The organism is Thermoactinomyces sp. CICC 10521 (assembly GCF_016055135.1).
Lineage (GTDB): Bacteria > Bacillota > Bacilli > Thermoactinomycetales > Thermoactinomycetaceae > Thermoactinomyces_A > Thermoactinomyces_A daqus.
This window is the reverse complement of record NZ_JAECVZ010000006.1, coordinates 23,930-50,009: the sequence shown is the minus strand read 5'-3', so window position 1 is coordinate 50,009 and position 26,080 is coordinate 23,930. Positions and strand designations below refer to the sequence as shown.

Below are 26,080 nucleotides of genomic sequence, written 5' to 3'. Positions count from 1 at the left end.
TCCCGAATAACAGGAACCAATTTTATGATTGATTGATCCGTTGCAGGAATATCCCTGCAACGGATCAATGACGTTTAGTGTGGGGGAATAACAGGTTGCTCCTTTTCCGGCTGAGGGAAATCGCGGAAATGATGAAACGCCGGTTCCGTCTCCGCAAAGAAACGGGATTGATCTTCGGGAGAGACATAGCCTAACTGGATTCCCGTAGCTTTGGCGATAAAAGGATCAATCGTGCATAAATCCGATTTGGACAAGTCGGCGACAGCCGTTTTGCCCAACGATAGGATGACCAATTCCATTTCCCGGACCACGGCGTTCAGATACCGTACCAAGTTTCGTGCCGCCTGCTCGACATCCAGTTGATCCGTCTTTTTGCCTGTGTAAACGAGCAGGCTGGTTGGCGGTTCAAAGGGAAGTGCTTTTACCATTTGCTCGCTCGCCAGTGCCATTAAAGCCGCCGTTCCGATATAAACGCTGTCTGCGCCCAGGGCGAGTGCCTTCAACATTTGACCCGGAGTGACCAACCCTCCGGTGGCAATCAGGCTGATCTTGCGTGTGGCTCCTTTTCGCGCCAGGAAATCCGAAGCTCTGGTGATGGCGAAGAGAGTGGGCAAACCGACATCATCCTGCAACGTGGGAACTCCCCCATGCGTTCCCCCCTCCGCACCATCGATCGTGATAAAGTCGACTCCTGCCTCGACAGCAATCTGCAATTCTTTTTCCAAGTGATGCGTAGCGGCGATTTTCAAACCGACAGGTACACCGGTCTCCTCGCGCAACCTTCTCACCAGCCGGATGAAGTCTTCTTTGGAATTGACACCGGGTAGCCGTGAGTGGATTCGTGCATCTTCCCCCGGTCGCAAACCAAACACTTCCCTGTAATCTTCCCCGATATTATGCGCGGCGGTACGTTGCGGGGCCGAACCCTGAGCCCCCTGCCCCAACTGGATCTCCACCGCATCCAGAAGCTTGTATTTCTCGGGCTGGTTCATCCAACCGCCCCGATTGTACTGACCGATAAACAGATTGGCCGCTTCCCGTTCTTCTTTCATGAGTCCCGCTTCCCCTGAGTTGGTCGCTGTCCCGACCATAGTGGCTGCTTTGGCGAGCGCGATTTTGGCCGGTTTGCTCAGTGCTCCTCCAAACGACATGGCGGCGATCATGATCGGAATGGAGATAGTCATCGGTTTTTTGGCGCGGGGGCCGATGGTCACCGAAGTGTTGATTCCGACATTTTCAGGGGTGGGGAAGCGGAAGAGATGGACGGGATTAAACAGGATTTTCTCCCACGGGGACAAGTGTATCGGGCTGCCCAACGGACGGGAAACCGGAGTGCCCTGATTTGCCCTCATGGCGATTTCCATCAGATTGGTGACCCCCACTTTTGTCGTGGCGGGAACCATTTCAAACAGGTTTTCGATGTACTGATCCCGAATGGTCCGGAGAATCGCCTGATCGATTGTTTCGTTGATCGTGGCCCGAATCCATCGTTCAATGAATTTCAGCATGATCCGTATGCTCCTTGGGTCCCACGCGGTCGATCCCGTTTTTGAGGCTTTCCACCTTTTGTGCCATCGCCAGGCACATTTGCCTGATGGTCCCCAGCTGACGGGCCGCATGTTGCTCTTCCACGGCAATGTCGACCAACTCGCGATGATCATAGTTGGTGAGTTTGCCGTAGTGTTCTTGTTCAATCGTGGCCAATGTTCCCGCCATCGTTTCAATGCGGTTCAGTTCAGAGTGTAGATAGGAAAGAGTGTGTTTTAAGTCTTGATTGCTTTTCATCATGTGTTTTACACCTGCCTGTATGATTGTAGGTTATTAGAGGGTGTGGGTTGATCGGGAATGATTTGTTTTGATAGCTTCCCTTGCGATCGGGATAAAATATCGCCGAGGCAGAATAAGAGCTGCGAACTTCTTTTGTTAGGATGATCGCAAAACAAAAATTCCATTCAAAGCAGGATGTGAAACGGGCTCTTTCTCCCGAAGAAAATTTACGGTGGTAATTCGCTCGTCGATTAGTATATACTATATGTGGATATCAAAATAAAAGTATGTCACAATTAACTACATCCCCGTGATCTGGAGGTGCGATTGAAATCGAACTTTCGAAACGTCAGGAAAAAATCCTTGAAATCGTAAAAGCGGAGGGGCCCATCACTGGTGAATCGATTGCTGAAAAGCTGAATCTGACCCGTGCAACCCTGCGACCGGATCTGGCGATCCTGACGATGGCCGGCTTATTGGAGGCGCGTCCGCGCGTTGGCTATTTTTATTCGGGAAAAACAGCAAATCAGTTGATGGGTGAACATGTTCGCAATCTCTACGTCAGAGATTACAAATCGATGCCGGTTGTTGTGCAGGAGGATACTTCTGTTTACGACGCGATTTGCAGCATGTTCTTGGAAGATGTGGGTTCCCTTTACGTAATCAAAAAAGAAGGGCAGCTGGCGGGGGTCATTTCCAGAAAGGATTTGTTGCAGGCGGCCATGGGAAAACAGGATCTGCACACAATGCCGGTGGGGGTGGTCATGACCCGGATGCCCAACATCATCACCTGCCAGCCGGATGACACCCTGTTTGAAGCTGCACTGTCCATGATGCGGCACGAGGTGGATTCGCTGCCCGTGGTCAGACCCTTCGCCGACAGGCCCGGTGAATGGGAAGTAATCGGGCGCATCAGCAAAACAACACTGGTCAAAGTTTTTGTGGAACTCGGACAACCATAGAAACAAACCTGAAGGAGGGGAAACCCATTTTCATGAACAATCAACCCATTGTTTACGTCATCTCCGATTCGGTCGGGGAGACGGCTGAACTTGTTGTAAAAGCTGCTTCCAGCCAGTTTAGTTGCGGTGACATTGAAATTCGCCGTGTCCCCTATGCCACTGATCGCGAAACGATTATCGAGACAGTACAGGCAGCAAAAGAAGAACATGCGATGATCGCCTTTACCTTGGTTATTCATGAGCTGCGTCAGCTGCTGATTGAAGAGGCGGAGCGCAAGCAGGTGATCTATGTCGATATTATGGGCCCGATGCTGGAGGGAATGTCCCGTTTGTACCAGCTTACCCCGAAAATGGAACCGGGCTTGATTCATAAATTGGACGAAGAGTATTTCCGCAAGGTTGAAGCGATTGAGTTTGCCGTGAAATATGATGACGGAAAAGACCCGAGGGGACTTTTAAGTGCCGATGTTGTGCTGGTGGGGGTATCACGTACATCAAAGACGCCGCTGTCGATGTATTTGGCGCATAAACGATACAAAGTAGCCAATGTGCCCTTGGTTCCCGAGGTTGAACCGCCGGAGGAGTTGTATCGTGTGCCTGTTCACCGCCTGATCGGGTTAACGATCGATCCGAACCAGCTCAATAATATTCGCCGCGAACGGCTGAAAGCGCTCGGGCTCGCCTCCGGCGCCAATTATGCCAGCATGGAGCGGATTTTGTATGAACTGGAGTATTCCGAAAAGGTGATCCGCCGTCTGGGTTGCCCGATGATCGATGTTTCCAATAAAGCGGTTGAGGAAACGGCGAATATCATCCTGGATATCTTAAAAAGAGGAGGAAACAGGCATGCGTGAGAAATGGGTGGTTCATTTTCATGAAGGAAATGCGGGCATGAAGGATTTACTGGGAGGAAAAGGGGCCAATCTGGCGGAGATGACCCGGGCCGGCCTCCCGGTTCCTCCCGGGTTTACCATTACAACAGACGCCTGTCGCTTCTATATGAACAACGGGGGAATGTTGCCGGACGGTTTGTGGGAGCAAGTGAAGGAAGCCTTGCAACACCTGGAGAAGGAGAGCGGAAAAAGATTTGGGGATCCTGATTCACCGTTGCTCGTTTCCGTTCGCTCGGGGGCAAAATTCTCCATGCCCGGGATGATGGATACGATTTTAAACCTGGGGCTGAACGACCGTACCGTCGAAGGGCTGTCGAGTGCCACCGGTAATCCCCGCTTCGCTTACGATTGTTACCGCCGCTTTATTCAGATGTTTGGAGATGTCGTGCTGGAGATTCCCCATTATCTGTTTGAAAAGATCATCAATGAGCGGAAAGAGAAAGCCAAAGTTCAATATGATACGGAATTGGAGGCGGCCGACTGGAAAGAAGTGACGTCCCGATTTAAACAGCTGATTTTACGGCAAACGGGAAAGCGCTTTCCGGAAGATCCGATGGAGCAGTTGCGTCAGGCTGCCGAGGCCGTATTTAAATCATGGAATAATGCCCGGGCAAAGGTTTATCGCAAAATGAACAGGATTCCGGATACGCTGGGAACCGCCGTCAACGTTCAGATGATGGTGTTCGGCAATATGGGAGAGGATTCGGGAACTGGTGTGGCCTTTACACGAAATCCTTCTTCCGGGGACCGGGAGCTTTACGGCGAGTTTTTGCTTAACGCCCAGGGAGAAGATGTCGTGGCGGGAATTCGCACACCCCAGCCCATCCGCGTTTTGCAGGAGAAAATGCCGGAGATTGATCAAGAACTGAAGAGGATCTGCCAGGAACTGGAGCGATATTATCAGGACATGCAGGACATCGAATTTACCATTGAGCGGGGAAAACTGTATATTCTGCAAACCAGGGCCGGAAAGCGCACAGCGCAGGCTGCGGTGAAAATCGCCGTCGATCTGGCGTATGAGGGGATTATCGACCGGGATGAAGCGCTTCTCCGCATCGCACCGGAACAACTGGATCAAATGTTGCACCGCCGGATTGATCCCAATGCGCCCAAGGAGGTGCTGGCGAAGGGGCTTCCCGCTTCCCCCGGTGCGGCTTCCGGAAAAATCGTATTTGACGCGGATCAGGCAGAGCAGTTGGCAGGTAAAGGGGAAAAGGTGATCCTGGTTCGTCCGGAAACGACGCCGGAAGATATTCACGGGATTTTGGCGGCTCAGGGAATTCTGACGACACGGGGTGGAATGACCAGCCATGCTGCCGTGGTTGCCCGTGGCATGGGGAAAGCCTGTGTTTGCGGATTGGAACAATTAAAAATCGACCTGCGCCTGAAAGAAGCAGTGCTCGGGGAAATTCGGCTCAAGGAAGGCGATTTCATTTCCATCGATGGAAGCACGGGACAGGTGATTCGGGGAGAAGTTCCGCTGATCGATCCGGAGTTGTCCGCCGAATTCCGGGAGTTGTTAAATTGGGCTGATGAGCGGCGCGTTCTGGGCGTGAGAGCCAATGCGGACAATCCTGTCGACGCAGGGAAAGCGCGGCAGCTGGGTGCGGAAGGAATCGGTTTGTGCCGGACGGAGCACATGTTCATGGAGGCGGAACGGGTTCCGATCGTCCAGGAAATGATTTTGGCGGAGACGTTTGCCGAAAGGGAGCGGGCACTTGCCAAACTGCTTCCCATGCAGAAAGAAGATTTTAAAGGAATCTTTCGCGAAATGGACGGTTTGCCGGTAACAATCCGGTTGCTTGATCCCCCGTTGCATGAATTTTTGCCGAACAGTGAGGAATTGATCGTTGAACTGACCAAAATGCAAATGCAAGGCAGAGACAAGGAAGAAGAATACCTTGAAAAGGAAAAATTGCTGAAAAAAGTTCGGGCGCTCAGCGAATTTAATCCGATGCTCGGTCACCGCGGATGCCGTTTGGGGCTCACTCATCCGGAAATCTACGAAATGCAGGTAAAGGCAATATTCCTCGCCGCCGACGAATGTCGGAGGGAAGGAATTAACGTGATGCCGGAAATCATGATTCCGCTCGTCGGGCATGTGAACGAATTAAAACGGATGCGGGAGCTGGTCGAACGCGTGGCGGCGGAAACGGTAAAAGAGGGAGAAGCGATTTCCTATTCCGTCGGGACGATGATCGAAGTGCCGCGTGCTGCGCTGACAGCGGATGAGATCGCAACGGAAGCCGATTTCTTCTCGTTCGGCACCAACGATCTGACCCAGACGACATTTGGCTTCAGCCGTGATGATGCGGAAGGGAAATTTTTGCACGGGTATGTGGAAAATAAAATTCTGGCGGATAATCCTTTTGTCACGCTGGATCGGAAAGGCGTCGGCCAGTTGGTCCGCCTGGGCGTGGAAAAAGGGCGTTCGGTCAAACCGGAATTGAAAGTCGGCATTTGCGGGGAACACGGCGGGGAGAAAAACTCCATTCAATTTTGCCATGAAGCCGGCCTTCAGTATGTGAGCTGTTCGCCGTTCCGGGTGCCGCTCGCGCGGTTGGCAGCAGCACAAGCGGCAATATCCGTTAAAAAGGAACAAAAACAAAAAAATTGACAGAGATTCCCTTAAAATGCCCAGCCAGATCCTGGGCATTTTTTATTGAAATAATTCTTTGATCGAAGTAAGATAAATTGTTAAGAAAACATACTGGGCAGGCTCGACATTTTTTTCGTTTTCTTCTATTGTAAAAAAAGGTTAACAGAAGGAGAAGCTATTTTTTTGTAGAATAGGAGGATAAGGAAATGAACGAACTTTAATATCTATATATTACCAGTGGCGGGAGCGAAAAAATCGGAAGGACTTTGCCGAATGGTGGCGAATGATAACATTCGTTCCGCGTTTCTGGAAGAGTTTGATCAGGAGTCATACCATGGTCTGGGGTAGAAAGCAGTGGTTTTTATGGGAGGAAGAATCCCTGACGAATTGATTGACCAAGTGAGGCAGCATTTTGATATTGTCGATCTCGTCCAACAATATGTTCAGCTCAAAAAAAGCGGAAGAAATTATTTTGGATTATGTCCGTTTCATTCCGAAAAATCCCCTTCCTTTTCAGTTTCGCCGGACAAGCAGATTTTTTATTGTTTTGGCTGTGGAGCGGGCGGGGATTGCATAAAATTTATTATGGAGATTGAACAGCTCACATTTGCCGAAGCGATCAGGCATTTGGCAGATCAAGCCGGCATTCACATACCGGATACGGACGCCGATCCTGGTGATCCGGAAGAGGATGAACGCCAGCAGATGCGCAAAGCCTTGGACTTGGCAGCGAAGCTTTATCATCACATCTTGGTGGCAACCGAGTATGGAAAAGCAGCAAGACAATATTTGCGCCGGCGAAATGTCTCTCCGGAAGCAATTGCCGAGTTTCAGCTCGGGTATGCACCTCCTTCTTATCAATTTCTTCTTCCATTTCTTAAAAAAAGAGGGTTTCATGAAGAACTGCTCGAAAAAGCAGGGTTAATCACCTCACGGGACAAAGGATCGAAGAAAAGGTATTTTGATCTCTTCCGTGACCGGATCATGTTTCCCATCCACGATTCGCAGGGAAAAGTGATCGCGTTTGGCGGTCGCCTGCTTGGTGATGGACGTCCAAAATACTTAAACAGTCCGGAGTCACCGTTATTTCATAAAAGGAATCATTTATTTAATCTTCATCGTTCACGTTCTCACATGAGAAAAGAAGCGTCTGTCCTTTTGTTTGAAGGGTATATGGATGTCATTACTGCTTGGCAGGCGGGGATTTGCAACACCGTAGCCACCCTGGGGACATCATTGACCGATGCCCATGCGCGCTTGATCAAGCGAAACACCGATACGGTTTATATCTGCTATGACGCGGACAACGCGGGACAGAATGCCGCGGTACGCGGTCTTGATGTGCTGAAAGGGAGTGAAGTGACCGTCAAGGTGGCGCAGATGCCTGTCGGACTTGATCCCGATGATTACATCAGGCAATTTGGGGGTACAGCCTTTAAAGAGGAAATCTTGGCTGCCTCGTTGTCATTAACTGCGTTTAAACTGGAAAGTCTAAAGAAAAATTATGATCTTAAGGACGAAGACCAGCGGATGAAGTATTTGGCTGAAGCTATTGATGCGATTGCCGAACTGCCGCTGGCCATCGAACAGGATCACTACCTGCGCCGTTTGTCCGAAGAGTTTCAGCTGTCGCTGGAGGCCCTGAAGGAAGAGAGAAGAAAGGCGCGAACGCGAAAAAAGAGAGAGGCCAGAAGGGATAAAGAGGGAACCAAGTGGAATAATGGGTATCGAGAGGTTAGCAAACATTTGCTCGGTAGTGGTGGTCCGGCATCGGTTGCCGAAAAATCCGAGATGTTTCTTATAGCCCATATGATCCGAAGCAAATCTGTTACCGAATGGGTGAAAAATCATTTGGGAGCAGACTTTTATAATGAAATTTACGCAGCGCTGGCTGCTTATCTATATGCTTATTATGACCAAGGAAATCCCGAAAACCCTGGCCGTTTTATAAGTTCTCTCGAGGATGAGAGCCTGTCTTCAAAAGCGAGCGAACTGGCTATGCTCGAGTTACCGGAGGAGATTGCGGAGGATGCGCTTCTGGATTATGTCCGGCATGTGAAAATGGCTCCTCTTCTTAAAGAGATCGAAGAAAAAGAGAAAATGGTTGAACAATTATCGCGTGCTGATGAACCCGTCAAAGCCGCCCAGTTGTCCTTGGAAATTTTGCAGCTCAGAAAGCAGTTGCAAATGCGGATGAAGTAAGCGAGTTCATCAGAAAGGAGGAAGACGAATTTGGCAAAGGAACAAAATGTGGATACCGAGTTGGAATTAACTCTGGACCAAGTGAAAGAGCAACTGGTCGAACTTGGGAAAAAACAAGGGGTTCTCACATATAAGCTGATTATGGAAAAAATGGCTCCATTTGAGCAGGATTCCCAGCATATCGATGAGTTTTTTGAACATCTGAGCGATCAGGGAATTGAAGTGATTAACGAGGACAACGACGATGAGTTTGAAGATGCGGATGATGTCGACGTAGAAGCCGAGGATTATCTGGAAGAGGATTTGACCCCTCCCCCGGGGGTTAAAATCAATGACCCCGTTCGGATGTACCTGAAAGAGATCGGCCGTGTTCCCCTGTTGACGGCGGAAGAAGAAGTGGAGTTGGCCAAACGGATCGAACAGGGGGATGAAGAAGCGAAGAGAAGGCTGGCTGAGGCAAACCTGCGCCTGGTTGTCAGCATCGCCAAACGCTATGTCGGGCGTGGCATGTTGTTCCTGGATTTGATTCAGGAGGGCAATATGGGTTTGATCAAAGCCGTTGAGAAGTTCGATTACCGCAAAGGATACAAATTCAGCACATACGCAACCTGGTGGATTCGCCAGGCGATCACCCGCGCCATTGCCGATCAGGCCAGGACGATTCGGATTCCCGTTCATATGGTGGAAACCATCAATAAATTGATACGTGTTTCCAGGCAGTTGCTTCAGGAGTTGGGACGAGAGCCGTCTCCCGAAGAAATTGCGGAAGAGATGGGGCTCAGCCCGGAAAAAGTGCGTGAGATCATGAAAATCGCCCAAGAGCCTGTTTCTCTGGAAACGCCGATCGGTGAAGAGGACGACTCTCACCTGGGGGATTTCATTCCGGATGACGATGCACAAGCTCCTGCGGATGCCGCAGCTTACGAACTGCTGAAAGAGCAGTTGAAAGAAGTGCTGGACACTCTCTCGGAACGGGAAGAAAACGTCTTGCGCCTGCGTTTCGGGCTGGATGACGGACGTACCCGGACTCTCGAAGAGGTAGGAAAAGTTTTTGGTGTTACACGGGAACGGATTCGCCAGATTGAAGCCAAGGCTTTACGGAAACTGCGCCACCCGAGTCGCAGCAAACGGCTTAAAGATTTCCTTGAATAACTCTCTCCCGCAAACTGGGCACCCACACGGATTGGGTGCTTTTTTGTTTTTTGTTGATTAAATTTTATCCCTTTTCAATCCCCAATGCAAATAAGTTTCGGACAATTTTTGTTGAATTTGGCAGGCATCCGACTGACTTTTAAAAATTCTTGAAGTAATAAAACAAGTCAACCTATAATGAAAATGAAAGCGCTGTCATACATCTGGGAGGAGTGGAGTGCTGTGAACTATGAACTGACGAGCGAACAAAAGATGATTCGCAACTTGATGCGTGATTTTGCCGAAGGAGAAGTTGCTCCCGGAGCGGATGAGCGGGATCGGACCAAGCGATTTCCAAAAGAGATATTCGAGAAAATGGGCGAATTGAAGCTGATGGGATTGCCCTTTCCGGAAGAATATGGCGGGGCCGGTGCGGATACGGTCAGCTTTGCGATTGCCGTGGAAGAACTGAGCCGGGTTTGCGCTTCGACTGGGATCACCTATTCCGCCCATATTTCTCTCGGTTGTGCCCCGCTCTACCTGTTTGGCACGGAGGAGCAGAAACAGAAATACCTGGTTCCGTTGTGTGAGGGGAAGACACTGGGGGCATTTGGTCTGACGGAGCCGAATGCCGGTTCGGATGCAGGCGGTACCAAAACACGTGCGGTGAAAGAAGGCAATGAATGGATTATTAACGGTTCCAAATGCTTTATCACCAATGCGAGTTACGCTGATTTCTTGGCCCTGACCGCAGTGACGGGAAACTCGCAAGGCAAAAGGGAAATCACTTCTTTTATCGTTTCAACGGACCAACCGGGATTCCGGGTGATTGATAATTATGAAAAATTGGGGCTTCACAGTTCCAATACCACGGAGCTGGTTCTGGAAAACGTACGGGTTCCCGATGAAAATCGCCTGGGCGAAATCGGCAGAGGGTTTAAACAGTTTTTGATCACGCTCGACGGAGGGCGAATCGGAATCGGGGCGATGGCTGTGGGAATCGCCCAGGGAGCCTATGAACTGGCTCTTCAATATGCCAAAGAACGGACTCAATTTGGCCAATCCATCTCCAAATTTCAGGCAGTTGCCCATAAATTGGCCGATATGCATATGAAAATCGAATTGGCGAGGACTTATGTGTATAAAGCCGCCTGGCTGAAGGATCAGGGGCGCAAATTTACCAAAGAAGCCTCGATGTGCAAACTGTTTGCTTCCGAGACGGCGATGTGGGTGACGACACAGGCGGTGCAGATTCTCGGCGGTTGGGGCTATATGCGCGATTATAAAGTGGAGCGCTTCTTCCGTGATGCCAAATTGACGGAAATCGGGGAAGGGACATCGGAGATACAGCGCAACATCATCGCGCGGGAGATCGGCTGTTAACAGGGAATAGCAAAAAATTTTCACAGAAAAAAGGGGGCGGCGGCGAGTGGCGGAATTGTTGGATCTCACAGTTGGCGGGCTGTTGGCTGAGCAGGTCCACAAATTCGGAGAAGAGGAGGCCGTGGTATATCCGGAAAAAAATCTTCGCTGGACCTACCGCAAGTTCCAAAATCAGGTAAACCGAACAGCCAAAGGGCTGATGAAACTCGGCCTGAAAAAAGGGCATCATCTTTCCATTTGGGCGACCAATCAACCGGAATGGCTGATCACACAATTTGCAACAGCGAAAATCGGCACGGTGATGATTACGGTCAATACGCATTACCGGGTACGTGAACTGGAGTATTTGTTAAGGCAATCAGATACGGAAACATTAATTTTGGAAGAACAGGTGCACGGGACGCGCTTTATCGACATGCTCTACCAGATTTGCCCCGAGCTGATCCACTCGCAACCGGGAAGATTGAAAGCGAAGCGGCTGCCGCATCTGAAAAATGTCATCCTGCTGGGTGACAAACGTTATCCGGGTACTTTCATCTGGCGGGACCTGATCGAGATGGGTGCGGAGCTGGATGATGAAGAACTGATGCGAAGAGAAGCATCGCTGTCCCCCGACGATGTGATCAATATGCAATATACCTCAGGCACAACCGGCTTTCCCAAAGGGGTGATGCTGACCCACCGGAATATCGTGAACAACGCCCGCAATATCGCTGAATGCATGAGGCTGACGCAGGCGGACCGCATGTGCATCCCTGTCCCCTTTTTCCATTGTTTCGGCTGTGTGTTGGGTACCCTTGCCTGTGTCAGTGTTGGCGCAACCATGATTCCCCTCGTTACCTTTGATGCCGGCAAGGTGCTGGAAACGGTGGAAAAAGAGCGATGCACTGCTCTTCACGGTGTTCCGACCATGTTTATCTCCGAATTGAATCACCCGCGCTTTTCCCGGACCGATTTCAGTACGCTTCGGACGGGAATCATGGCCGGGTCCAACTGTCCGATTGAAGTGATGCGGAAAGTGACCGAAGAGATGGGAATCCGGGAATTGACCATCGCCTACGGGCAGACAGAATCTTCTCCGGTGATCACGCAGACGAGAACCGATGATGCGCTGGAGATGCGGGTGACAACTGTTGGGAAGCCGCTGCCCCATGTTGAAGTGAAAATCGTTGATCCCCAAACGGGCGAGCTGCTCGGAGACGGACAGCAGGGGGAATTATGCACAAGGGGCTATCACGTGATGAAAGGGTATTACAAAATGCCGCGCGAGACAGAAGAGGTGATTGATGAAGAGGGCTGGCTGCATACGGGGGATCTGGCGATACGGACGGAAGAGGGCTACTATCGGATTACCGGACGGCTCAAGGATATGATCATCCGCGGCGGGGAAAATATCTACCCTCGGGAAATTGAGGAATTTTTGTACACGCACCCCAAAGTGCTGGATGTCCAGATCGTTGGCGTCCCCGATGAAAAATACGGAGAGATTCCCGTCGCTTTTGTTCGCAAAAAAGAAGGGACCGATTGTTCGGAAGAGGAGATCCGGCAATTTTGTACCGGCAAGATCGCCAAATACAAAATTCCCGAGCATGTGATTTTTGTCGATTCCTATCCGATGACGGCAAGCGGGAAAATTCAAAAATACAAATTACGGGAGCAGTTTATGATCAACCGTCAGGAAAGTTAGGCTGGCGCAGGCGAAACGGAAGCATGACGGTTACAAACCGATTTCCTTAAACGGAATCGGTTTGTTTTTTTGGAAGAGTCCTGTAAAATTTGGATAGAAAAATCTTAAGGAAATGGAGATCTTTCAGTCATGAAACCATTGCCGCCCATTTTGATGAATTTTCCGCACTCCTTTGAAACGGAAAGGCTTGTGATCCGATGCCCCTTGCCTGGTGACGGAGCGTTGGTATATGAAGCTGCCACCGAGACGTTGGAGTTGCTGAAACCATGGATGGATTGGGCACAGAAACCGCTGGATCAGGTGGAGATGGAAGCGAATATCCGCCAGGCTTACTGCCAGTTTCTCGAGCGGAGCGATCTTCGTTTCCATCTGTTTGAAAAAGGAAGCAATCTCTTTGTCGGCAGCAGCGGATTGCACAGAATCGATTGGAGAATCCGCAAGTTCGAGATTGGATATTGGTGCCGGAAAAAAATGATGGGAAAAGGGTATATCACGGAAGCGGTCCGGGGTTTAACCGTGTTTGCCTTTGAAATATTGAAGGCGAACCGGATTGAAATTCGTTGCGACCAGCGAAATGTGAGGAGTCGCAAAGTGGCTGAACGGCTGGGTTATACATTGGAAGGCGTGCTTCGCAATGACCAGTTGTCGGCTGATCTTCGTTTGCGAAACACCTGCATTTATTCCATGATTCCTGAAGATTTTCACAGCCTTTCATTACGTAAAAGCGACGGCGCAGCACTGTAGATGCTTGCGTCGTTTTGGGCTGCACGATATTCTTGAGTTAGGAAACTATTTCGAAAAAGGGGGAATATTCTGTCATGAGCAAATCATTCCAACTTCCCGAAGAGTTGCAAACTGATTTTTTCCCGATCTATGACATTGACTATTTGGAATATTACACCGGAAATGCCAAGCAGGCTGCTTACTTTTTCTGCCAAACTTATGGCTTTCGCCCGGTGGCGTACAGTGGCCTGGAAACCGGCAATCGGGAAAAAGTTTCGTATCTGCTTGAACAGGGGAACGTGCGCATCCTGGTCAGCGGATCATATCAGCCGGATCATGAGATTGCGCGGTTTGTGCAAAAACACGGGGATGGAGTAAAGGATATTGCCCTTCGCGTCGAGGATGCCGAAACCGCTTTCACCGAGGCGATCAAACGGGGAGCGATCGCCATCAGGAAGCCTTATGCCGAACAAGATGAACATGGAATCGTGAAGAAAGCGGTGATCGGAACATATGGGGACACGGTGCATACCCTGGTTGAGCGAAAAAACTACAACGGGCTGTTCGCACCGGGATTCGTGCCGGGAGAACTCAACCTGCCCGTTCGTTCCGTCGGCATTATCGGCGTCGATCATGTGGTCGGCAACGTGGAGAAGATGGAAGAATGGGTTTCGTATTATGAAAAGGTGATGGGCTTTAAACAATTGATCCATTTTGATGATGAAGATATCAGCACTGAATATTCGGCGCTCATGTCAAAAGTCATGCAAAATGGCACAGGCCGGATCAAGTTTCCGATCAACGAGCCGGCAGAGGGGAAACGAAAATCTCAGATCCAGGAGTTTCTGGACTTTTATCACGGTGCAGGAGTTCAGCATATTGCTCTCATCACCGAGGATATTGTCGCCACCGTGGAATCTCTGAAAGAAAATGGGGTCGAATTCCTTTACACACCGGATACGTATTATGAAACACTGCTTGACCGGGTGGGCGAAATTGATGAAAGCATCGAAGATTTAAAACGTCTGCACATTTTGGTGGACCGGGATGATGAAGGTTACTTGCTCCAGATCTTCACCAAACCGATCGTGGATCGGCCGACGCTGTTCTTCGAGATTATCCAGCGCAAAGGCGCGCGTGGCTTCGGTGATGGAAACTTTAAGGCTTTGTTTGAAGCGATCGAACGCGAACAGGCTCGCCGGGGAAACTTGTAAGACAGGTGAATCAGCGAAGCGGTTTTTTCGTCTGTCATATTTTTTGGGAGAATCGGTCATCCTAAACGGGAATTGACTTTGGATTCGAGGTGACGGACAGATGAAAAGCCGCTTTTTTTCTATCGGCGTTTGTTTGGTGTTGATATTCCCACTCCTGTTTGGCATGAGAGGGAAGATGTTTGCTGCCCCTGCGGCGGAAGGACAACGGCCGCAATACCGGATTGATGCGACGTATGTACCGCAAAAGGATGAAGTAAAGGCGCATATGGAGCTGATCCTGCCCGCACAGGGAACAAGAGCACAGACGGAAGCCTTTTTTCACCTTTATCCCAATGTGTTTCGCGACTGGAAATACGGTCGGGAAGCAAAACCGCAAAAACCGGGTTACATCGATATTTCCAATGTGCGCGTCGACGGCAAACCGGTAAAGGAAAAAATCAGCGGGATTATCATGCGGATTCCTTTGCCGACACCGCTGACGAAGGGAAAGAGTGCGCGGATCGAAATGGATTTTCTTTTGAATCTGCCCCGCGGAGGAACAAGGTTAAATACCTTTAAACAGACTGCTTTTCTGGCGCAGTGGTATCCGATGCTGTCGGTCAGGGATCAGGACGGTTGGCATACAGAGCCGTATACAACCGTCGGCGATCCTTTTTACACGCAAATGTCCGACTTTGAAGTCACGTTTCGTTTACCGCAAGGATATCAGGTGATCTCCACCGGGAATAATGCAGATGGGAAGGTTCGTTCCCCCATTACGGTAAAACAGGAGCGCGTACGCGATTTTGCGGCGGTTTTGACCAAAGATTACCGGGTGACGCGCGGGAAAATGGGAAACATCCAGGTGAATTTATGGTACCTCAAAGGGATGGAAAATGTGGTGAAACCGCTGCATGAGGCGGCTGTTTCGGGGATGAAATTTTACGGAGAGCGGTTTGGCCCCTATCCCTATGATGAGGTCGACATCGTTCTCGGGGAGACGGGGTTTGGCATTGCCGGCATGGAGTATCCCGGTCTGGTGACATCGATTCCGACAGTGCCGGCAGAGTCGGGACAGGTGCCGGCTGTCAATGTGGTCGTGCATGAGTTGGCCCACCAATGGTGGTATGGCGTTGTCGGCAACAACCAGGTAAAAGAACCCTGGCTGGACGAAGGATTGACCACTTTTTCGGAATTCCTCTACATGCAAAAGAAAATGAAAGAGGATGAGCGGGGACTGTTAAAAAAAGCTGCCAAACGGACGGATGAAATTCACCGCGTCGTCGGGGTAACCTCGGTGGAGAGATTATATGACTATCCTGACGCCGTCTACGGCATGATGGTTTATATTCGTCCGGCGGCGATGATGTTTCAGCTGATGGACGAGATCGGCGAGAAAAAGGTGATGGATATTCTGCACACCTATTATGAACGATATCGTTTTAAAGTGGCGACCACCCGGGATTTTATCCGTGTTGCCAACGAGGTGGCCGGAAAAGATCTCACTCCCTTTTTCGATGAATGGCTGTATTTCAAGCATAAATAAGCGTCCGATGTTCAATCGCGGGGAAACTCGCAGCGACCTTTGCGACAGACCCGTCGGACTCTTGTTTTTCGGGCCGGAATCATTTCCGGCTTTTTTTAAATCCAGGCGTAAACTTGGTCGATCAGATCCGGATCGATCGATACGTTGCCGGCTCCGCTTACATTGACGCCTCCGTCTCCGATCGTTGACGCACCGCCAAGGGTTTTTGATCTGTTCTCAGGAGCGAGTTGAAGGGAGTTGCCCACCTGAATCCGGGCGGTGGTAAACATATTGCTGATTTTGCAGTTGAAAATATTGTTGACGGACATCTTCATCCCTCCTTCGGATGCCATTTTATTCAGCGGCGGGCGAAGATGTTATAATAAGAGGGCCGAGAACAGGAGGAGAGAGCTTTAGCCATGGTGGAATCATCATCTTACATACCAGGATGGCAAATATCCAAACGACTTCAGACCCTGGCCGAGTTTGTTCCCGACCGGATCCGCGTGGCGGACATTGGCGGCGACCACGCTTTTCTGTTGCTCCATCTGGCGAAACAAAAGCGGCTGAAAAAGGGCATCGTCGGGGAAATCAACCGGGGACCCTTTGAAAATGCCAAAAATCGTGTTCGGCTTATGGGGTATGAGGAAGTGATCGAGGTTCGTCTCGGAGACGGCCTGTCGGTCCTGGAGGAAGGGGAAGTGGATGCGGTCGTGATTGCCGGCATGGGCGGTTCACTCATCGCGAACATTCTCGAAGAGGGAAAAGAAAAGCTGACCCGTGTCCGTCGTTTGATCTTGCAACCGAATATCGGGGCGTACCGGGTTCGGGAGTGGCTGCGGCAAAACCACTTCCGCATTGTCGCCGAGACGATTGTGGAAGAGGCCGGAATTTTGTATGAGATCATCGTCGCCGAACCGGGGGAAGAGGATGCTTATGGCAGGAGCGGTCTGCCTTCTTCCCTGCTGCTGGAGATCGGACCGGTATTGTGGAGAGAAAAGCATCCGTTGTTGCATCGGAAGGTTGCAGAAGAGCTTGCAGCCAAAGAAAAGGTGTATCAGCAGTTGGCAAAAGGAAAGTCGGAGGAAGCAGTCATCCGCAGGAAAAAACTCGCGGACGAACTGGAACAATGGAGGAAGGTGTTCACATGTCTATCCGGGGAGTCGAATTGATCAAAGCGATGAATCATTATGCACCACCGCGCCTGGCCGTGGATAACGACCGGATCGGGCTGCAGGTGGGTGATCCGGAAGCAGAGGTCAAAGGAGTGCTGGTTACGCTCGATGTAAATGAAGAGGTTGTCGATGAAGCGATTCAGAGAAATGCGAATTGGATCATCGCCCATCATGCCGTCATCTTCCATCCCCTTAAAGCCGTACGCACGGATCAACCCGCCGGACGAATGTTTGCCAAATTGCTTAAACATGACATCAATGTTTATGTGGCCCATACGAATCTGGATGCCGCCGACGAAGGGGTAAATGTTGTTTTGGCAGAAAAGTTGGGCCTTCAGCATCTTCGCGTGCTCATTTCCTACCGTGAGGAAAAACTGAAAAAGCTGGTTGTCACCGTTCCGGTTTCCCATCATGAACAGGTGCTCGACGCCGTGTGTGCGGCCGGCGCCGGATGGATCGGCAAATACAGCCATTGCACGTTTAATGTGGAAGGAACCGGTACATTCATGCCCCGCGAAGGAACTTCCCCCTTTATCGGGCAACAGGGTGAGTTGGAAAAAGTGCAAGAAATTCGCCTGGAGACGATTTTGCCGGATCATCTGCAGGAACAAGTGATTCAGGCCATGCTGGCTGCCCATCCCTATGAGGAGGTTGCCTACGATCTCTATCCATTGGAACTGAAAGGGAAAAAGCTGGGATTCGGGCGAATCGGCCAACTGCCGGAACAAACAACACTGCTTGATTTTGCGCGGACGGTGAAACAGTCCTATCAACTGGACGGTTTAAAAGCGGTGGGTGAGTGGTCCAATCCTGTCCGTCGGGTGGCGATTCTCGGCGGTTCAGGGGGACGGTATATTCACGAAGCGAAACAGGCGGGCGCCGATGTGTACATCACGGGAGACATCGATTATCACACAGCGCAGGAGGCAGAGGCCATCGGGCTGAATCTGCTGGATGTCGGCCATCATGTTGAGCATCATGTTGTCGACCGGGTCCGCCATATCCTGCAACGGCAACTGGGCGAGGCCGTTTCGGTTTTTGCTTCCCGCGTCAACACCAATCCCTTCCGCTTTATCGGGGGATAGCATTTCCGCTTATTACCAGTTGCGCTTGATTTCTCGCTTTGTTAAAATATGTAGATGCACAGGAGAAAAGTAAACAAGGCAATCGCCGGTGGTGTACCGCAAGGTCCCACGGGAGGAAAGTCCGAGCTCCACAGGGCAGGGTGCCGGCTAACGGCCGGTGGGGGCGACCCTAAGGCTAGTGCCACAGAAATGTAGACCGCCGATGGAGGCTGTTTGCCTCACAGGCAAGGATGCAACGGTGCGGTAAGAGCGCACCAGCAGCATGGAGACATGCTGGCTAGGTAAACCCCACCCGGAGCAAGACCTGATAGGAGATCAGCACATGATGTGCAACTGTGGCCCGCAGTGATCTCGGGTTGGTCGCATGAGTCGTGCAGCAATGTACGACCTAGACAGATGATTGCCACTCCAATGGGTGGAAGACGAGCAAGCCGTCGACCGGACCACCCGGAGAACAGAACTCGGCTTATTGTTTGCTTTTCTCATCGCTTGTTCGGAGCAAAAAGACGCTTGTGCGTCATCCGTGACTGCTGGCATTGGCTGAATGTCGGCAGTCTTTTTTTATGTCCGGATTTCGCATAGATTGGGGCGAAAGAAGCAAAACTAACCCTAAATATGTTAAAAAAGGTTGAAGTGAGATGAATCCGGATTTTACTTCGTATGATGCGTATATTGAGAGATATAAAATGTTTTATAACGAAGAAGGGGACAATCGCCCGCCGATCATGGACGAGCCTGAATTCAACAAAACCTTTCGTTTGCTCGCGGAAAGCTATGATACTTACCAAAACTTGATTGAGATGGGACATATGGATCAGGCTGCCACCTATTATGCCAATGTGATCAACACTCTTGAAAACCGCCTGGCCATTGCCGATGCCTCCGACAATTTTCGCAGGCAGGTGATCGATCGGGAAGAAATGTAGACCATGCGCGATTTGCCATGGTCTGTTTTTTATGGCCTGGATGGGAATGTGAGGTGCGATCATGTTCGCCGAAAGATTTTTGATGATTGGTAAAACCCGCGATATGGCGGTCGGCTCGGGAGTGTGTGTCGGAGTTGATGGGGATTTCTGGCGTGCATGGGATATCAAAAAAGGCCGTTGACGAAGAAAGGTCAACAGCCTTGTTTCCCAGAGATTGCGCATCCAATATGCGATAGAGTTGATAAATTTCCTGAATCAGCCGTTTCTTTGCCATCAAGGAGACCGATTTGTCAAAAATGAGGTTTTGCGTCATCTGTTCCAGTGTTTGCAAAGCGGATTGGTCCTGTTTCAGCAGGACACAGTTTAACAGGTGGTCGGCCTGGCGGGCGAGCAATGGTCGGTCTGTCGATTCGACCATTGTTTGATAAAGATCAAATGCGGTCAAATGAGTTTTGATCGCTTGGTAAACCCGGTACCGGCGACCGGGATCATAGATCAAGATTTCGCCGATTAACCCCCGGGATGTGGACATCACCGTCCAATGCTTATCCCGTTCTTCAAAATCGGCATTTTGAACCACGAATCCTTTTGTCTGCAAGTGGTCAAAACCGGCGTAGGCCCAGTCTGCCTGATCTTTTTCCTTTACGGACAGGCGCAGGGAGAGAAGGGCGGTTCGCTTTCCTTTCAGGTAGGGAGTAAGATGAACCGTCTCTTTGACCCATTTTTCAGACGGGGTGGCATTCAGCGGTTTTTTCCAAACGAGGCAGTCATCAATCCACAGCTGTTTTTGGATGGAGATCGGCTTGCCGGAGGCCGGATAAGTGCTCATATGCCAAAAGGTGAGTTCATATGAAGGCGAAGGTGGAAGATAGATCCGCTGAACCCACTGTACATTGTTCTCGTTCCGGTTTTTCATGCCGGTGGGAACGAAGAGATTGGCATATCCCATTCCTGAGGGAGCAATATTCTCATTGTCTTCTGCCGTAAATTCCTTTTGCAACAGATACGTGACCACACCTTGAATTTGTCTCAGTTTCAGGCGGTGAAGCGCCAGTTTTAAAGCCCCCTCCACATAAGAAACGGACGGACTAGCAGGGGTGGCTGACAACTTGCTTGTATAGAGCATGAGAATAAACGGCAATCCAACCTTCCGGGTTCGTGCCTGCATCGTGTCAATCTGGTCAACCAGGCGGTCGATTTTTTGCGTGTTGCGAAACTGGTCGTCGCGAAAGCTCATTACCACACCGTCAAAGTAAGGGCGGTAGGCTTTCAGCAAGCCATCGGTGATATACGGATAGTAGATTTGCGGCAGAAACTGAAAAGAGGGATTTTCCTTTTTTCCCGCATCTTTGATCGCTTTGAGGACGGCCGGTGTGAAAAAAGAAAGATTTTCGCTGAAATCGTCCATCACAATTCCCTGCAAATTGGGATAACGCAGCGATAAACGGGCGACTGCACGCGCCCAGGCCACGTAATCTTTCCCGTACGGTTCCGGTGAGTGAATGGCCGTTTCGGAAGGAGGGACAAGATAGACCCAGACACGGATTCCCGCTTTTTGCGCTGCAGGAAGAAATTCATTGCGCAAATCGTCCCAGTCGGAAGGTTGATGCCAAACTAAGTAAAAATACGTGTTCACCTTTAAATCTTTGAGATGATGGATCATTTGCGGGGTGTCCACGTGGAAGAGCCCGTCCGCCCGCGGTTTTTTCTCCCTGATTTCAGCCCCGTAATCGCCGTATAACGGTTTTTGCCATAGCGTCCCGGCGGCCGGGTTGCCTGTGGAGTCCGGAAGCAAGGATTGCCCCAACAGCACAAACAGCATCAGTGAAGCAAAAAATGCTTTCATCGCATCGGGCTCCTCAAATGCTTTTAAGGATAGTTTGAAAAACGATCCGCAGAAATATGTAAAGGGACTGGTTAAAAAGAGGGTTATAAAAAGGATGAAAAGAGCAGAACTTATAAAAAGGCCAGACCATAAGGGGGATGAAAATGCACTTATTGAAAGAATTAACCGAAGCGAGAGCCGTTTCCGGGTACGAGCACGAAGTTCGTGCCATCATGGAACGCGAAATGAAAAAGCATCATGTTCATATCATGACAGACGGCCTTGGCGGGATATTTGCCGAGATTCAGGGAACCAGCAGCAAACCCCGCATCATGGTGGCAGCCCATCTGGATGAGGTTGGCTTTATGGTTTCTGAAATTACCAAATCGGGCTACCTTCGCTTTACGCCGTTGGGAGGCTGGTGGAGCCAGGTGCTGCTTTCGCAACGCGTGCAAATCATGACTGAAAATCGCGTGTTTACAGGCGTGATCGGCTCCAAACCACCGCACGTTTTAACAGCGGAAGAGCGCAATAGGGTGTATCCGATGAAAGAAATGTTTATTGACGTCGGTGCCCACAGCGATGAGCAGGTAAAGGAGTGGGGCATCCGGGTCGGTGATCCCGTTGTGCCGCTCTGCCCGTTTGAGATCATGCCTGACAATGATACGATTTTGGCCAAAGCGCTGGATAACCGGACCGGCTGCTGGCTGGCTCTGCAAATGGTGGAACGGCTGAAAATGGAGTCACATCCCAATACCGTGATTGCCGGGGCAACCGTTCAGGAGGAAGTGGGACTCAGAGGAGCGACGACGGCTCCGCGCCTGGTGAAACCGGATCTGGCTTTTGCCGTTGATGTGGGAATTGCCGAAGACCAACCGGGAGTGGAAACAGAAAATAAACCGAAAATGGGGAAAGGCCCGCTGATCACCTTTTTGGATGCGACAATGGTTCCCAATATTCGTCTGCGCAATTATGTCGTCGAAGTGGCCGAGAAAAACAATATTCCTTATCAGATTGAGATCATGACAGGAGGCGGAACCGATGCCGGCCAGTTCCACCTGTATGGAAAAGGAACGCCTTCGCTGGTGATTGGAGTTGCGGCAAGGTATATTCACAGCCATGTCTCCATGGTAAGCAAAACCGATCTGGAAAATGCAGCCCGCCTCCTGCATGAAGCGGTGAAAGGGCTTGACGAGCAGAAAGTGGCAGAAATCACGCAGTATCTATAGGGCGGTTTCTTATAACCGTCCTGATTCCTTTGTCAGGACAGGGGAGTTCCGGAAACAACGTTCTCATATTCTCGCAGGATTCGTGCATCTTTTGCTCAAGGTTAAAGTATGATATTCTTAAAGTGTTTGCACGTAAAGGGAAAAACGGGGTTATACAATGGAACAAACGCTATTCATAATGCTGCAGGAGTATGGGTATATAGCCATCTTTCTTTTCCTGGTACTGGGAATTGTGGGAATCCCTTTACCGGATGAGATCTTAATGACCTTTCTCGGGTATTTGACATCGATCGGAAAATTAAATCTGTATATGACTTATTTGAGCGCTTTGATCGGTTCGGCGTCCGGGATCACGATCAGCTACCTGCTGGGCCGGCAATTGGGTTACCCGTTCTTGAAAAAGTACGGACGCAAAATCTTTATTACCCGTCGCCGTCTGCGCATTACTCAGGTTCTTTTTCGCAAGTACGGAAACTGGCTTTTGTTTGCCGGGTATTTCATTCCCGGGGTTCGTCATGTAACTGCTTATCTTGCCGGGATATCGCGCCTTTCATTTTCCCGTTTTTCGCTGTTTGCCTACGCGGGAGCAGTCATCTGGTGCGCCACTTTTATCGGATTGGGACATGTCCTTGGCTCCAATTGGGAGACAGGATTTGAGGTGATGCACAAATATGGTGCCCGTATTCTTCTTGTAGCGTTGCCCGTCATCCTGATTTTTCTGGGGTGGTTTCTGTGGAACCAGAGCCAGAACAGCAACGGATTGGATACCAAATAGACCGGGCGATCGCAGTTTGCCATCATCGCACAAGAGGTGATGGTTTTTTATCATGGGAAGAGGAGCTGGAAGAATTGCCGAGAGTGAAGATTGAACTGGCAGATCAATCTTATGAATTCGAGGTTTATGACGGGGCCAATTTATTGTTGGAGGCGGCCTCCAGGTCGATTCCTCTGCCGTTCCAATGCACGACGGGACGCTGTGGAACCTGCAGGGTCCATGTGCAGGAGGGAATGGAGAATCTAAGCGATTATACCGATTCAGAGCTTTATCGGCTGGGGGATGAAGAGCTGGTTCAAGGAGGCCGGTTAGCCTGTCAATTGTTTGTTTACGGGGACGTTCGAATCTCAGTCAATTCGGAAAAGAGTGAATGAGTTTGATTAAGCGAATTCATTTGGGCAGCGAAGAGCAGGTCAGACAAATTTTACAGGTGCAGCAGGCGGCATACCGGGTGGAGGCCAAAATGATCGGCTGTGAAGAGTTACCGCCGTTAAAGGATACAAAAGATTCAATCAAGCAATCAGGGGAAACGTTCCTCGGGTTTTTTGCAGGAGAGGAATTGGCCGGTTTTTTGGCTTTTAAGCGGACGGGTGATTTTATCCGCATTTGCCGTCTCGCCGTTTCCCCCTCCCATTTTCGCCGCGGGGTGGCGTCTGCGTTGTTAAAAAAAGTATTGCAGGAAGACGGGGTGAAGGAGTGGGGAGTGACGACAGGGAAAGCCAATCTGCCGGCGATCCGCTGTTATGAGAAACACGGGTTTGTCCGGGTGGCCGAACGATTGACCCCGGAGGGGATTGTATTGATATATCTTAGAAAACAATTGACGAAAAGTGAAAAAAAGGGATAGAATAAAAACGATACATTTAGTATTTTGGTTAATTTCATATTCATATGGCCACTAGGGGTGCACATTGTGCTGAGAGGAACGGAAGGGGTTCCAACCCTTTGAACTTGAACTGGTTAATACCAGCGAAAGGAAGTGGGGAAATTCGTGTATTCGTTGTTTTTTGGATAAATACCGGTATCCCCATGCGGATGCCGGTTTTTTTGTTAAAAGAGGAGATGGATGATGGAATTGCACGTGATTTCGGACCGGACGCAATCGCCGGCTGATCTGGTCAGGATATGGCCGTCTCTTTGTCCGTGGGTGGATGCTTTTCATCTGCGGCTGAAGGACCGGTCCGCCGACAGCGTTCGGGCGATAGCGAATCATTTGTTGCAGCAAACGGATCTCCCGCCCTCTTCCATTGTAATCAACACCCATATTGATGTTGCCCTTCAGTTAAACTGTGGCGGTGTTCACCTGCCTGAAAAGGAAGAGATTTCTCCGCGTACTTTATGCAGGTTGCAACGGGTGATGCGGGTGGGGCGTTCCGTTCACTCTCTGGAAGGGGCGAAACGGGCTGAAACAGAGGGATTGGATTATATCTTCGTCGGGCATATCTTTACGAGCAACTCCAAGCCTGGACTTCCTCCGCTTGGCACAGAGCACCTTGAGGAGATCGTCAGCCGGGTGAACATTCCGGTGATCGCGGTTGGCGGGATCGGGATGGACAACCTTTCCCGGATCAGAAAGGCCGGTTGTGCCGGGGTTGCTGTCATTACCGCAGTTTCGCAAGCACCAGCCCCGGAGAAAGTGGCAGAAGAGATGAAAAGAAGGTGGAATTTTGCATCGTGACGTTTTGGTAATCGGCGGTGGGGTGATCGGTTGTTCAATCGCTTACCATCTGGCTAAAAAAGGATGTACGGTAACCGTGCTGGAGCGCGACAGGATTGGTGCACAGGCATCGTCTGCGGCTGCCGGGATGCTTGGGGCCCAGGCGGAAATGGATCGCCCCGGACCGATGGTTGATGCCGGATTGAAGAGCCGGGCGATGTTTCCACGGTTGGCTGAAGCCTTGCTGGATGAAACCGGATTGGATATCGAATTAAACAGGACCGGTTTATTGAAATTAGCCTTTGATGAAGCGGAAGCCGAAAGGTTGAAGAAACGGGGCGAGTGGCAGCGGCAAGCCGGGCAGACAGCCAGATGGCTCTCTGTAACAGAATGTTTTGAATTGGAGTCCGGTCTGAGTGATCGGATTGTCGGCGCGCTGCATCTTCCCGATGATTACCAGGTATCGGCCCCGAGGCTGACACAGGCGTTTGCCAGAGCGGCTGGCCGTCTTGGCGTCAAGTTTGCCGAAGGGTGCCGTGTCGATTCATTTCAGAGGGAAGGAAGGCGTGTGATCGGCGTTTCGACCAGTCTCGGGCTCAGGAGTGCCGATGTGGTGATTCTGGCGACAGGGGCATGGACCGAATGGGTGGCCAAAGGGATGGATATTTCCCTACCCATGGTTCCGGTGAAAGGTGAGTCCCTTGCACTGCAATCTCCGCACCCGGTTTTGAAACACACCCTGTTTGGCGAAGAAGGTTATCTGGTGCCGAAAGCCAACGGGGAAATCATTGTCGGGGCGACGGAAAAAAAAGGGAGATTCGATTGCCAGGTGCAGGCGGAAGCGATCCGTTCACTCCTCGAATGGGCCCTCAAGGCCGTTCCTGCTTTGGAACATGCCAATCTCACGCGGTTCTGGTCCGGCATTCGTCCGGGAAGTTACGACGGTCTGCCCTATATCGGGCGATGGGAGGAATACGATAACCTGTATATCGCCAGTGGTCACTACCGCAATGGAATTTTGCTCAGCCCGCTCACCGGAGAATGGATGGCGCGGATGGTTTTCGGTGAAACAGCGGAAGAGTGGTTGCCGTTTTCACCGATGCGTCTGTTGAAGACGGACGAAGGGGGGAGAAGATGAAAACCATTCAATTAAATGGCCAGCCCTATGAAGTGGAAAAACATATCGATACAATTGGCGACCTGCTAGAGCACTTTCATCTGGGAGAGCGGATTGTGATTGTGGAACATAACCGTCGGGTCTTGTCCAAAGAGGATCACAAGGCAACTCCGCTCAGGGCAGGCGACGTAGTCGAGATCGTTCATTTTGTCGGAGGAGGTTAATA

The 26,080-nt window shown here is 50.5% G+C and carries 24 protein-coding genes, 1 other RNA gene and 1 riboswitch; of the genes, 21 read left to right on the top strand and 4 right to left on the bottom strand.

All coding sequences use genetic code 11. The features are described from left to right. Nucleotides 1-74: 74 nt before the first annotated feature. On the bottom strand, nt 75-1,508 hold the full coding sequence (locus tag I8U17_RS06185) for an FMN-binding glutamate synthase family protein (protein ID WP_033101817.1): 1,434 nt from the start codon (nt 1,506-1,508) through the stop codon (nt 75-77). Next, nucleotides 1,492-1,788, bottom strand: coding sequence for a hypothetical protein (locus I8U17_RS06180; RefSeq protein WP_033101722.1), 297 nt, complete (start codon nt 1,786-1,788; stop codon nt 1,492-1,494). Before I8U17_RS06180 ends, I8U17_RS06185 begins: the two co-directional genes overlap by 17 nt. Before the next feature lie 305 nt (nt 1,789-2,093). Here I8U17_RS06180 and ccpN point away from each other — a divergent pair, with 305 nt between their 5' ends. The 10 genes from ccpN (at nt 2,094) to I8U17_RS06130 (ending at nt 16,086) form a co-directional block, all read left to right on the top strand. Next, a complete protein-coding gene (gene ccpN, locus I8U17_RS06175; RefSeq protein ID WP_033101721.1) occupies nt 2,094-2,729 on the top strand; it encodes a transcriptional regulator CcpN in 636 nt (211 codons plus the stop codon). Nucleotides 2,730-2,761: 32 nt separating this feature from the next. After that, nucleotides 2,762-3,583, top strand: a complete 822-nt coding sequence (locus tag I8U17_RS06170) for a pyruvate, water dikinase regulatory protein (RefSeq protein ID WP_033101720.1) — start codon at nt 2,762-2,764, stop codon at nt 3,581-3,583. Then, nucleotides 3,576-6,239 (top strand): pyruvate, phosphate dikinase, encoded by a 2,664-nt coding sequence (ppdK, locus tag I8U17_RS06165; RefSeq protein WP_033101719.1) that lies wholly within the window; start codon nt 3,576-3,578, stop codon nt 6,237-6,239. The genes I8U17_RS06170 and ppdK overlap by 8 nt, the downstream gene beginning before the upstream one ends. Nucleotides 6,240-6,584: 345 nt before the next feature. Beyond that, a complete protein-coding gene (dnaG, locus tag I8U17_RS06160) occupies nt 6,585-8,423 on the top strand; it encodes a DNA primase (RefSeq protein ID WP_198055315.1) in 1,839 nt (612 codons plus the stop codon). Nucleotides 8,424-8,453: 30 nt separating this feature from the next. Beyond that, nucleotides 8,454-9,575, top strand: a complete 1,122-nt coding sequence (rpoD, locus tag I8U17_RS06155; protein ID WP_033101718.1) for an RNA polymerase sigma factor RpoD — start codon at nt 8,454-8,456, stop codon at nt 9,573-9,575. A 222-nt stretch (nt 9,576-9,797) separates the two neighbouring features. Further along, entirely contained in the window at nt 9,798-10,937 is a 1,140-nt protein-coding gene (locus I8U17_RS06150) for an acyl-CoA dehydrogenase (RefSeq protein WP_033101717.1), read from the top strand. 55 nt (nt 10,938-10,992) lie between these two features. Further along, complete coding sequence (locus I8U17_RS06145) at nt 10,993-12,624, top strand: AMP-binding protein (RefSeq protein WP_198055357.1); 1,632 nt, start codon at nt 10,993-10,995, stop codon at nt 12,622-12,624. Between the two features lie 138 nt (nt 12,625-12,762). Then, entirely contained in the window at nt 12,763-13,368 is a 606-nt protein-coding gene (locus I8U17_RS06140) for a GNAT family N-acetyltransferase (RefSeq protein ID WP_198055358.1), read from the top strand. A gap of 74 nt (nt 13,369-13,442) precedes the next feature. After that, nucleotides 13,443-14,561, top strand: coding sequence for a 4-hydroxyphenylpyruvate dioxygenase (gene hppD, locus I8U17_RS06135; RefSeq protein WP_198059171.1), 1,119 nt, complete (start codon nt 13,443-13,445; stop codon nt 14,559-14,561). 100 nt (nt 14,562-14,661) lie between these two features. After that, nucleotides 14,662-16,086, top strand: coding sequence for a M1 family metallopeptidase (locus I8U17_RS06130; RefSeq protein ID WP_198055317.1), 1,425 nt, complete (start codon nt 14,662-14,664; stop codon nt 16,084-16,086). 95 nt (nt 16,087-16,181) lie between these two features. On the opposite strand, the gene I8U17_RS06125 is transcribed toward I8U17_RS06130, so the two are convergent. Further along, nucleotides 16,182-16,394 (bottom strand): spore germination protein, encoded by a 213-nt coding sequence (locus I8U17_RS06125; protein ID WP_033101715.1) that lies wholly within the window; start codon nt 16,392-16,394, stop codon nt 16,182-16,184. Nucleotides 16,395-16,484: 90 nt separating this feature from the next. On the opposite strand from I8U17_RS06125, the gene I8U17_RS06120 reads away from it, so the two are divergent. From I8U17_RS06120 to I8U17_RS06105, 4 genes are all read left to right on the top strand, one after another. Then, nucleotides 16,485-17,237, top strand: a complete 753-nt coding sequence (locus I8U17_RS06120) for a tRNA (adenine(22)-N(1))-methyltransferase (RefSeq protein WP_198059170.1) — start codon at nt 16,485-16,487, stop codon at nt 17,235-17,237. Then, nucleotides 17,213-18,325, top strand: coding sequence for a Nif3-like dinuclear metal center hexameric protein (locus I8U17_RS06115; protein ID WP_198059169.1), 1,113 nt, complete (start codon nt 17,213-17,215; stop codon nt 18,323-18,325). The genes I8U17_RS06120 and I8U17_RS06115 overlap by 25 nt, the downstream gene beginning before the upstream one ends. A 66-nt stretch (nt 18,326-18,391) precedes the next feature. Further along, nucleotides 18,392-18,809: RNase P RNA component class A (gene rnpB / locus I8U17_RS06110), an RNA gene on the top strand. Between the two features lie 154 nt (nt 18,810-18,963). Next, nucleotides 18,964-19,251 carry a hypothetical protein gene (locus tag I8U17_RS06105; protein ID WP_152568590.1) on the top strand — a complete coding sequence of 96 codons (288 nt, stop codon included), beginning with the start codon at nt 18,964-18,966 and terminating at the stop codon, nt 19,249-19,251. On the opposite strand, the gene I8U17_RS06100 is transcribed toward I8U17_RS06105, so the two are convergent. Then, entirely contained in the window at nt 19,169-21,097 is a 1,929-nt protein-coding gene (locus I8U17_RS06100) for a hypothetical protein (RefSeq protein ID WP_198059168.1), read from the bottom strand. The genes I8U17_RS06105 and I8U17_RS06100 overlap by 83 nt on opposite strands. A 143-nt stretch (nt 21,098-21,240) precedes the next feature. Between I8U17_RS06100 and I8U17_RS06095 the strand changes: the two genes are divergently transcribed. From I8U17_RS06095 to thiS, 7 genes are all read left to right on the top strand, one after another. After that, the gene (locus tag I8U17_RS06095) at nt 21,241-22,305 is read left to right on the top strand and encodes a M42 family metallopeptidase (protein WP_033101711.1); all 1,065 of its coding nucleotides are present in this window, start codon (nt 21,241-21,243) and stop codon (nt 22,303-22,305) included. Nucleotides 22,306-22,462: 157 nt separating this feature from the next. Then, nucleotides 22,463-23,080, top strand: a complete 618-nt coding sequence (locus tag I8U17_RS06090) for a DedA family protein (RefSeq protein ID WP_198055320.1) — start codon at nt 22,463-22,465, stop codon at nt 23,078-23,080. Beyond that, complete coding sequence (locus I8U17_RS18310) at nt 23,038-23,454, top strand: 2Fe-2S iron-sulfur cluster-binding protein (protein ID WP_160173884.1); 417 nt, start codon at nt 23,038-23,040, stop codon at nt 23,452-23,454. The genes I8U17_RS06090 and I8U17_RS18310 overlap by 43 nt, the downstream gene beginning before the upstream one ends. After that, on the top strand, nt 23,451-23,927 hold the full coding sequence (locus I8U17_RS06080; protein WP_232330937.1) for a GNAT family N-acetyltransferase: 477 nt from the start codon (nt 23,451-23,453) through the stop codon (nt 23,925-23,927). Before I8U17_RS18310 ends, I8U17_RS06080 begins: the two co-directional genes overlap by 4 nt. Nucleotides 23,928-23,970: 43 nt before the next feature. Beyond that, nucleotides 23,971-24,075: riboswitch (TPP riboswitch) on the top strand. A gap of 74 nt (nt 24,076-24,149) precedes the next feature. Then, nucleotides 24,150-24,758 carry a thiamine phosphate synthase gene (locus I8U17_RS06075; protein WP_052154344.1) on the top strand — a complete coding sequence of 203 codons (609 nt, stop codon included), beginning with the start codon at nt 24,150-24,152 and terminating at the stop codon, nt 24,756-24,758. Then, nucleotides 24,748-25,875 (top strand): glycine oxidase ThiO, encoded by a 1,128-nt coding sequence (gene thiO, locus I8U17_RS06070; protein ID WP_198059167.1) that lies wholly within the window; start codon nt 24,748-24,750, stop codon nt 25,873-25,875. The genes I8U17_RS06075 and thiO overlap by 11 nt, the downstream gene beginning before the upstream one ends. Beyond that, the gene (thiS, locus tag I8U17_RS06065) at nt 25,872-26,078 is read left to right on the top strand and encodes a sulfur carrier protein ThiS (protein ID WP_033101706.1); all 207 of its coding nucleotides are present in this window, start codon (nt 25,872-25,874) and stop codon (nt 26,076-26,078) included. The genes thiO and thiS overlap by 4 nt, the downstream gene beginning before the upstream one ends. Nucleotides 26,079-26,080: the final 2 nt, after the last annotated feature.

Coding starts and splice junctions, on each gene's coding strand:
- I8U17_RS06170 (WP_033101720.1), top strand. CDS start 2,762: ATGAACAATCAACCCATTGTTTACGTCATCTCCGATTCGGTCGGGGAG.
- I8U17_RS06095 (WP_033101711.1), top strand. CDS start 21,241: ATGCACTTATTGAAAGAATTAACCGAAGCGAGAGCCGTTTCCGGGTAC.
- thiS (WP_033101706.1), top strand. CDS start 25,872: ATGAAAACCATTCAATTAAATGGCCAGCCCTATGAAGTGGAAAAACAT.
- I8U17_RS06185 (WP_033101817.1), bottom strand. CDS start 1,508: ATGCTGAAATTCATTGAACGATGGATTCGGGCCACGATCAACGAAACA.
- I8U17_RS06130 (WP_198055317.1), top strand. CDS start 14,662: ATGAAAAGCCGCTTTTTTTCTATCGGCGTTTGTTTGGTGTTGATATTC.
- I8U17_RS06180 (WP_033101722.1), bottom strand. CDS start 1,788: ATGATGAAAAGCAATCAAGACTTAAAACACACTCTTTCCTATCTACAC.
- hppD (WP_198059171.1), top strand. CDS start 13,443: ATGAGCAAATCATTCCAACTTCCCGAAGAGTTGCAAACTGATTTTTTC.
- I8U17_RS06080 (WP_232330937.1), top strand. CDS start 23,451: ATGAGTTTGATTAAGCGAATTCATTTGGGCAGCGAAGAGCAGGTCAGA.
- I8U17_RS06090 (WP_198055320.1), top strand. CDS start 22,463: ATGGAACAAACGCTATTCATAATGCTGCAGGAGTATGGGTATATAGCC.
- I8U17_RS06075 (WP_052154344.1), top strand. CDS start 24,150: ATGGAATTGCACGTGATTTCGGACCGGACGCAATCGCCGGCTGATCTG.
- I8U17_RS06125 (WP_033101715.1), bottom strand. CDS start 16,394: ATGTCCGTCAACAATATTTTCAACTGCAAAATCAGCAATATGTTTACC.
- ppdK (WP_033101719.1), top strand. CDS start 3,576: ATGCGTGAGAAATGGGTGGTTCATTTTCATGAAGGAAATGCGGGCATG.
- I8U17_RS06105 (WP_152568590.1), top strand. CDS start 18,964: ATGAATCCGGATTTTACTTCGTATGATGCGTATATTGAGAGATATAAA.
- I8U17_RS06120 (WP_198059170.1), top strand. CDS start 16,485: ATGGTGGAATCATCATCTTACATACCAGGATGGCAAATATCCAAACGA.
- I8U17_RS06100 (WP_198059168.1), bottom strand. CDS start 21,097: ATGAAAGCATTTTTTGCTTCACTGATGCTGTTTGTGCTGTTGGGGCAA.
- I8U17_RS06115 (WP_198059169.1), top strand. CDS start 17,213: ATGTCTATCCGGGGAGTCGAATTGATCAAAGCGATGAATCATTATGCA.
- dnaG (WP_198055315.1), top strand. CDS start 6,585: ATGGGAGGAAGAATCCCTGACGAATTGATTGACCAAGTGAGGCAGCAT.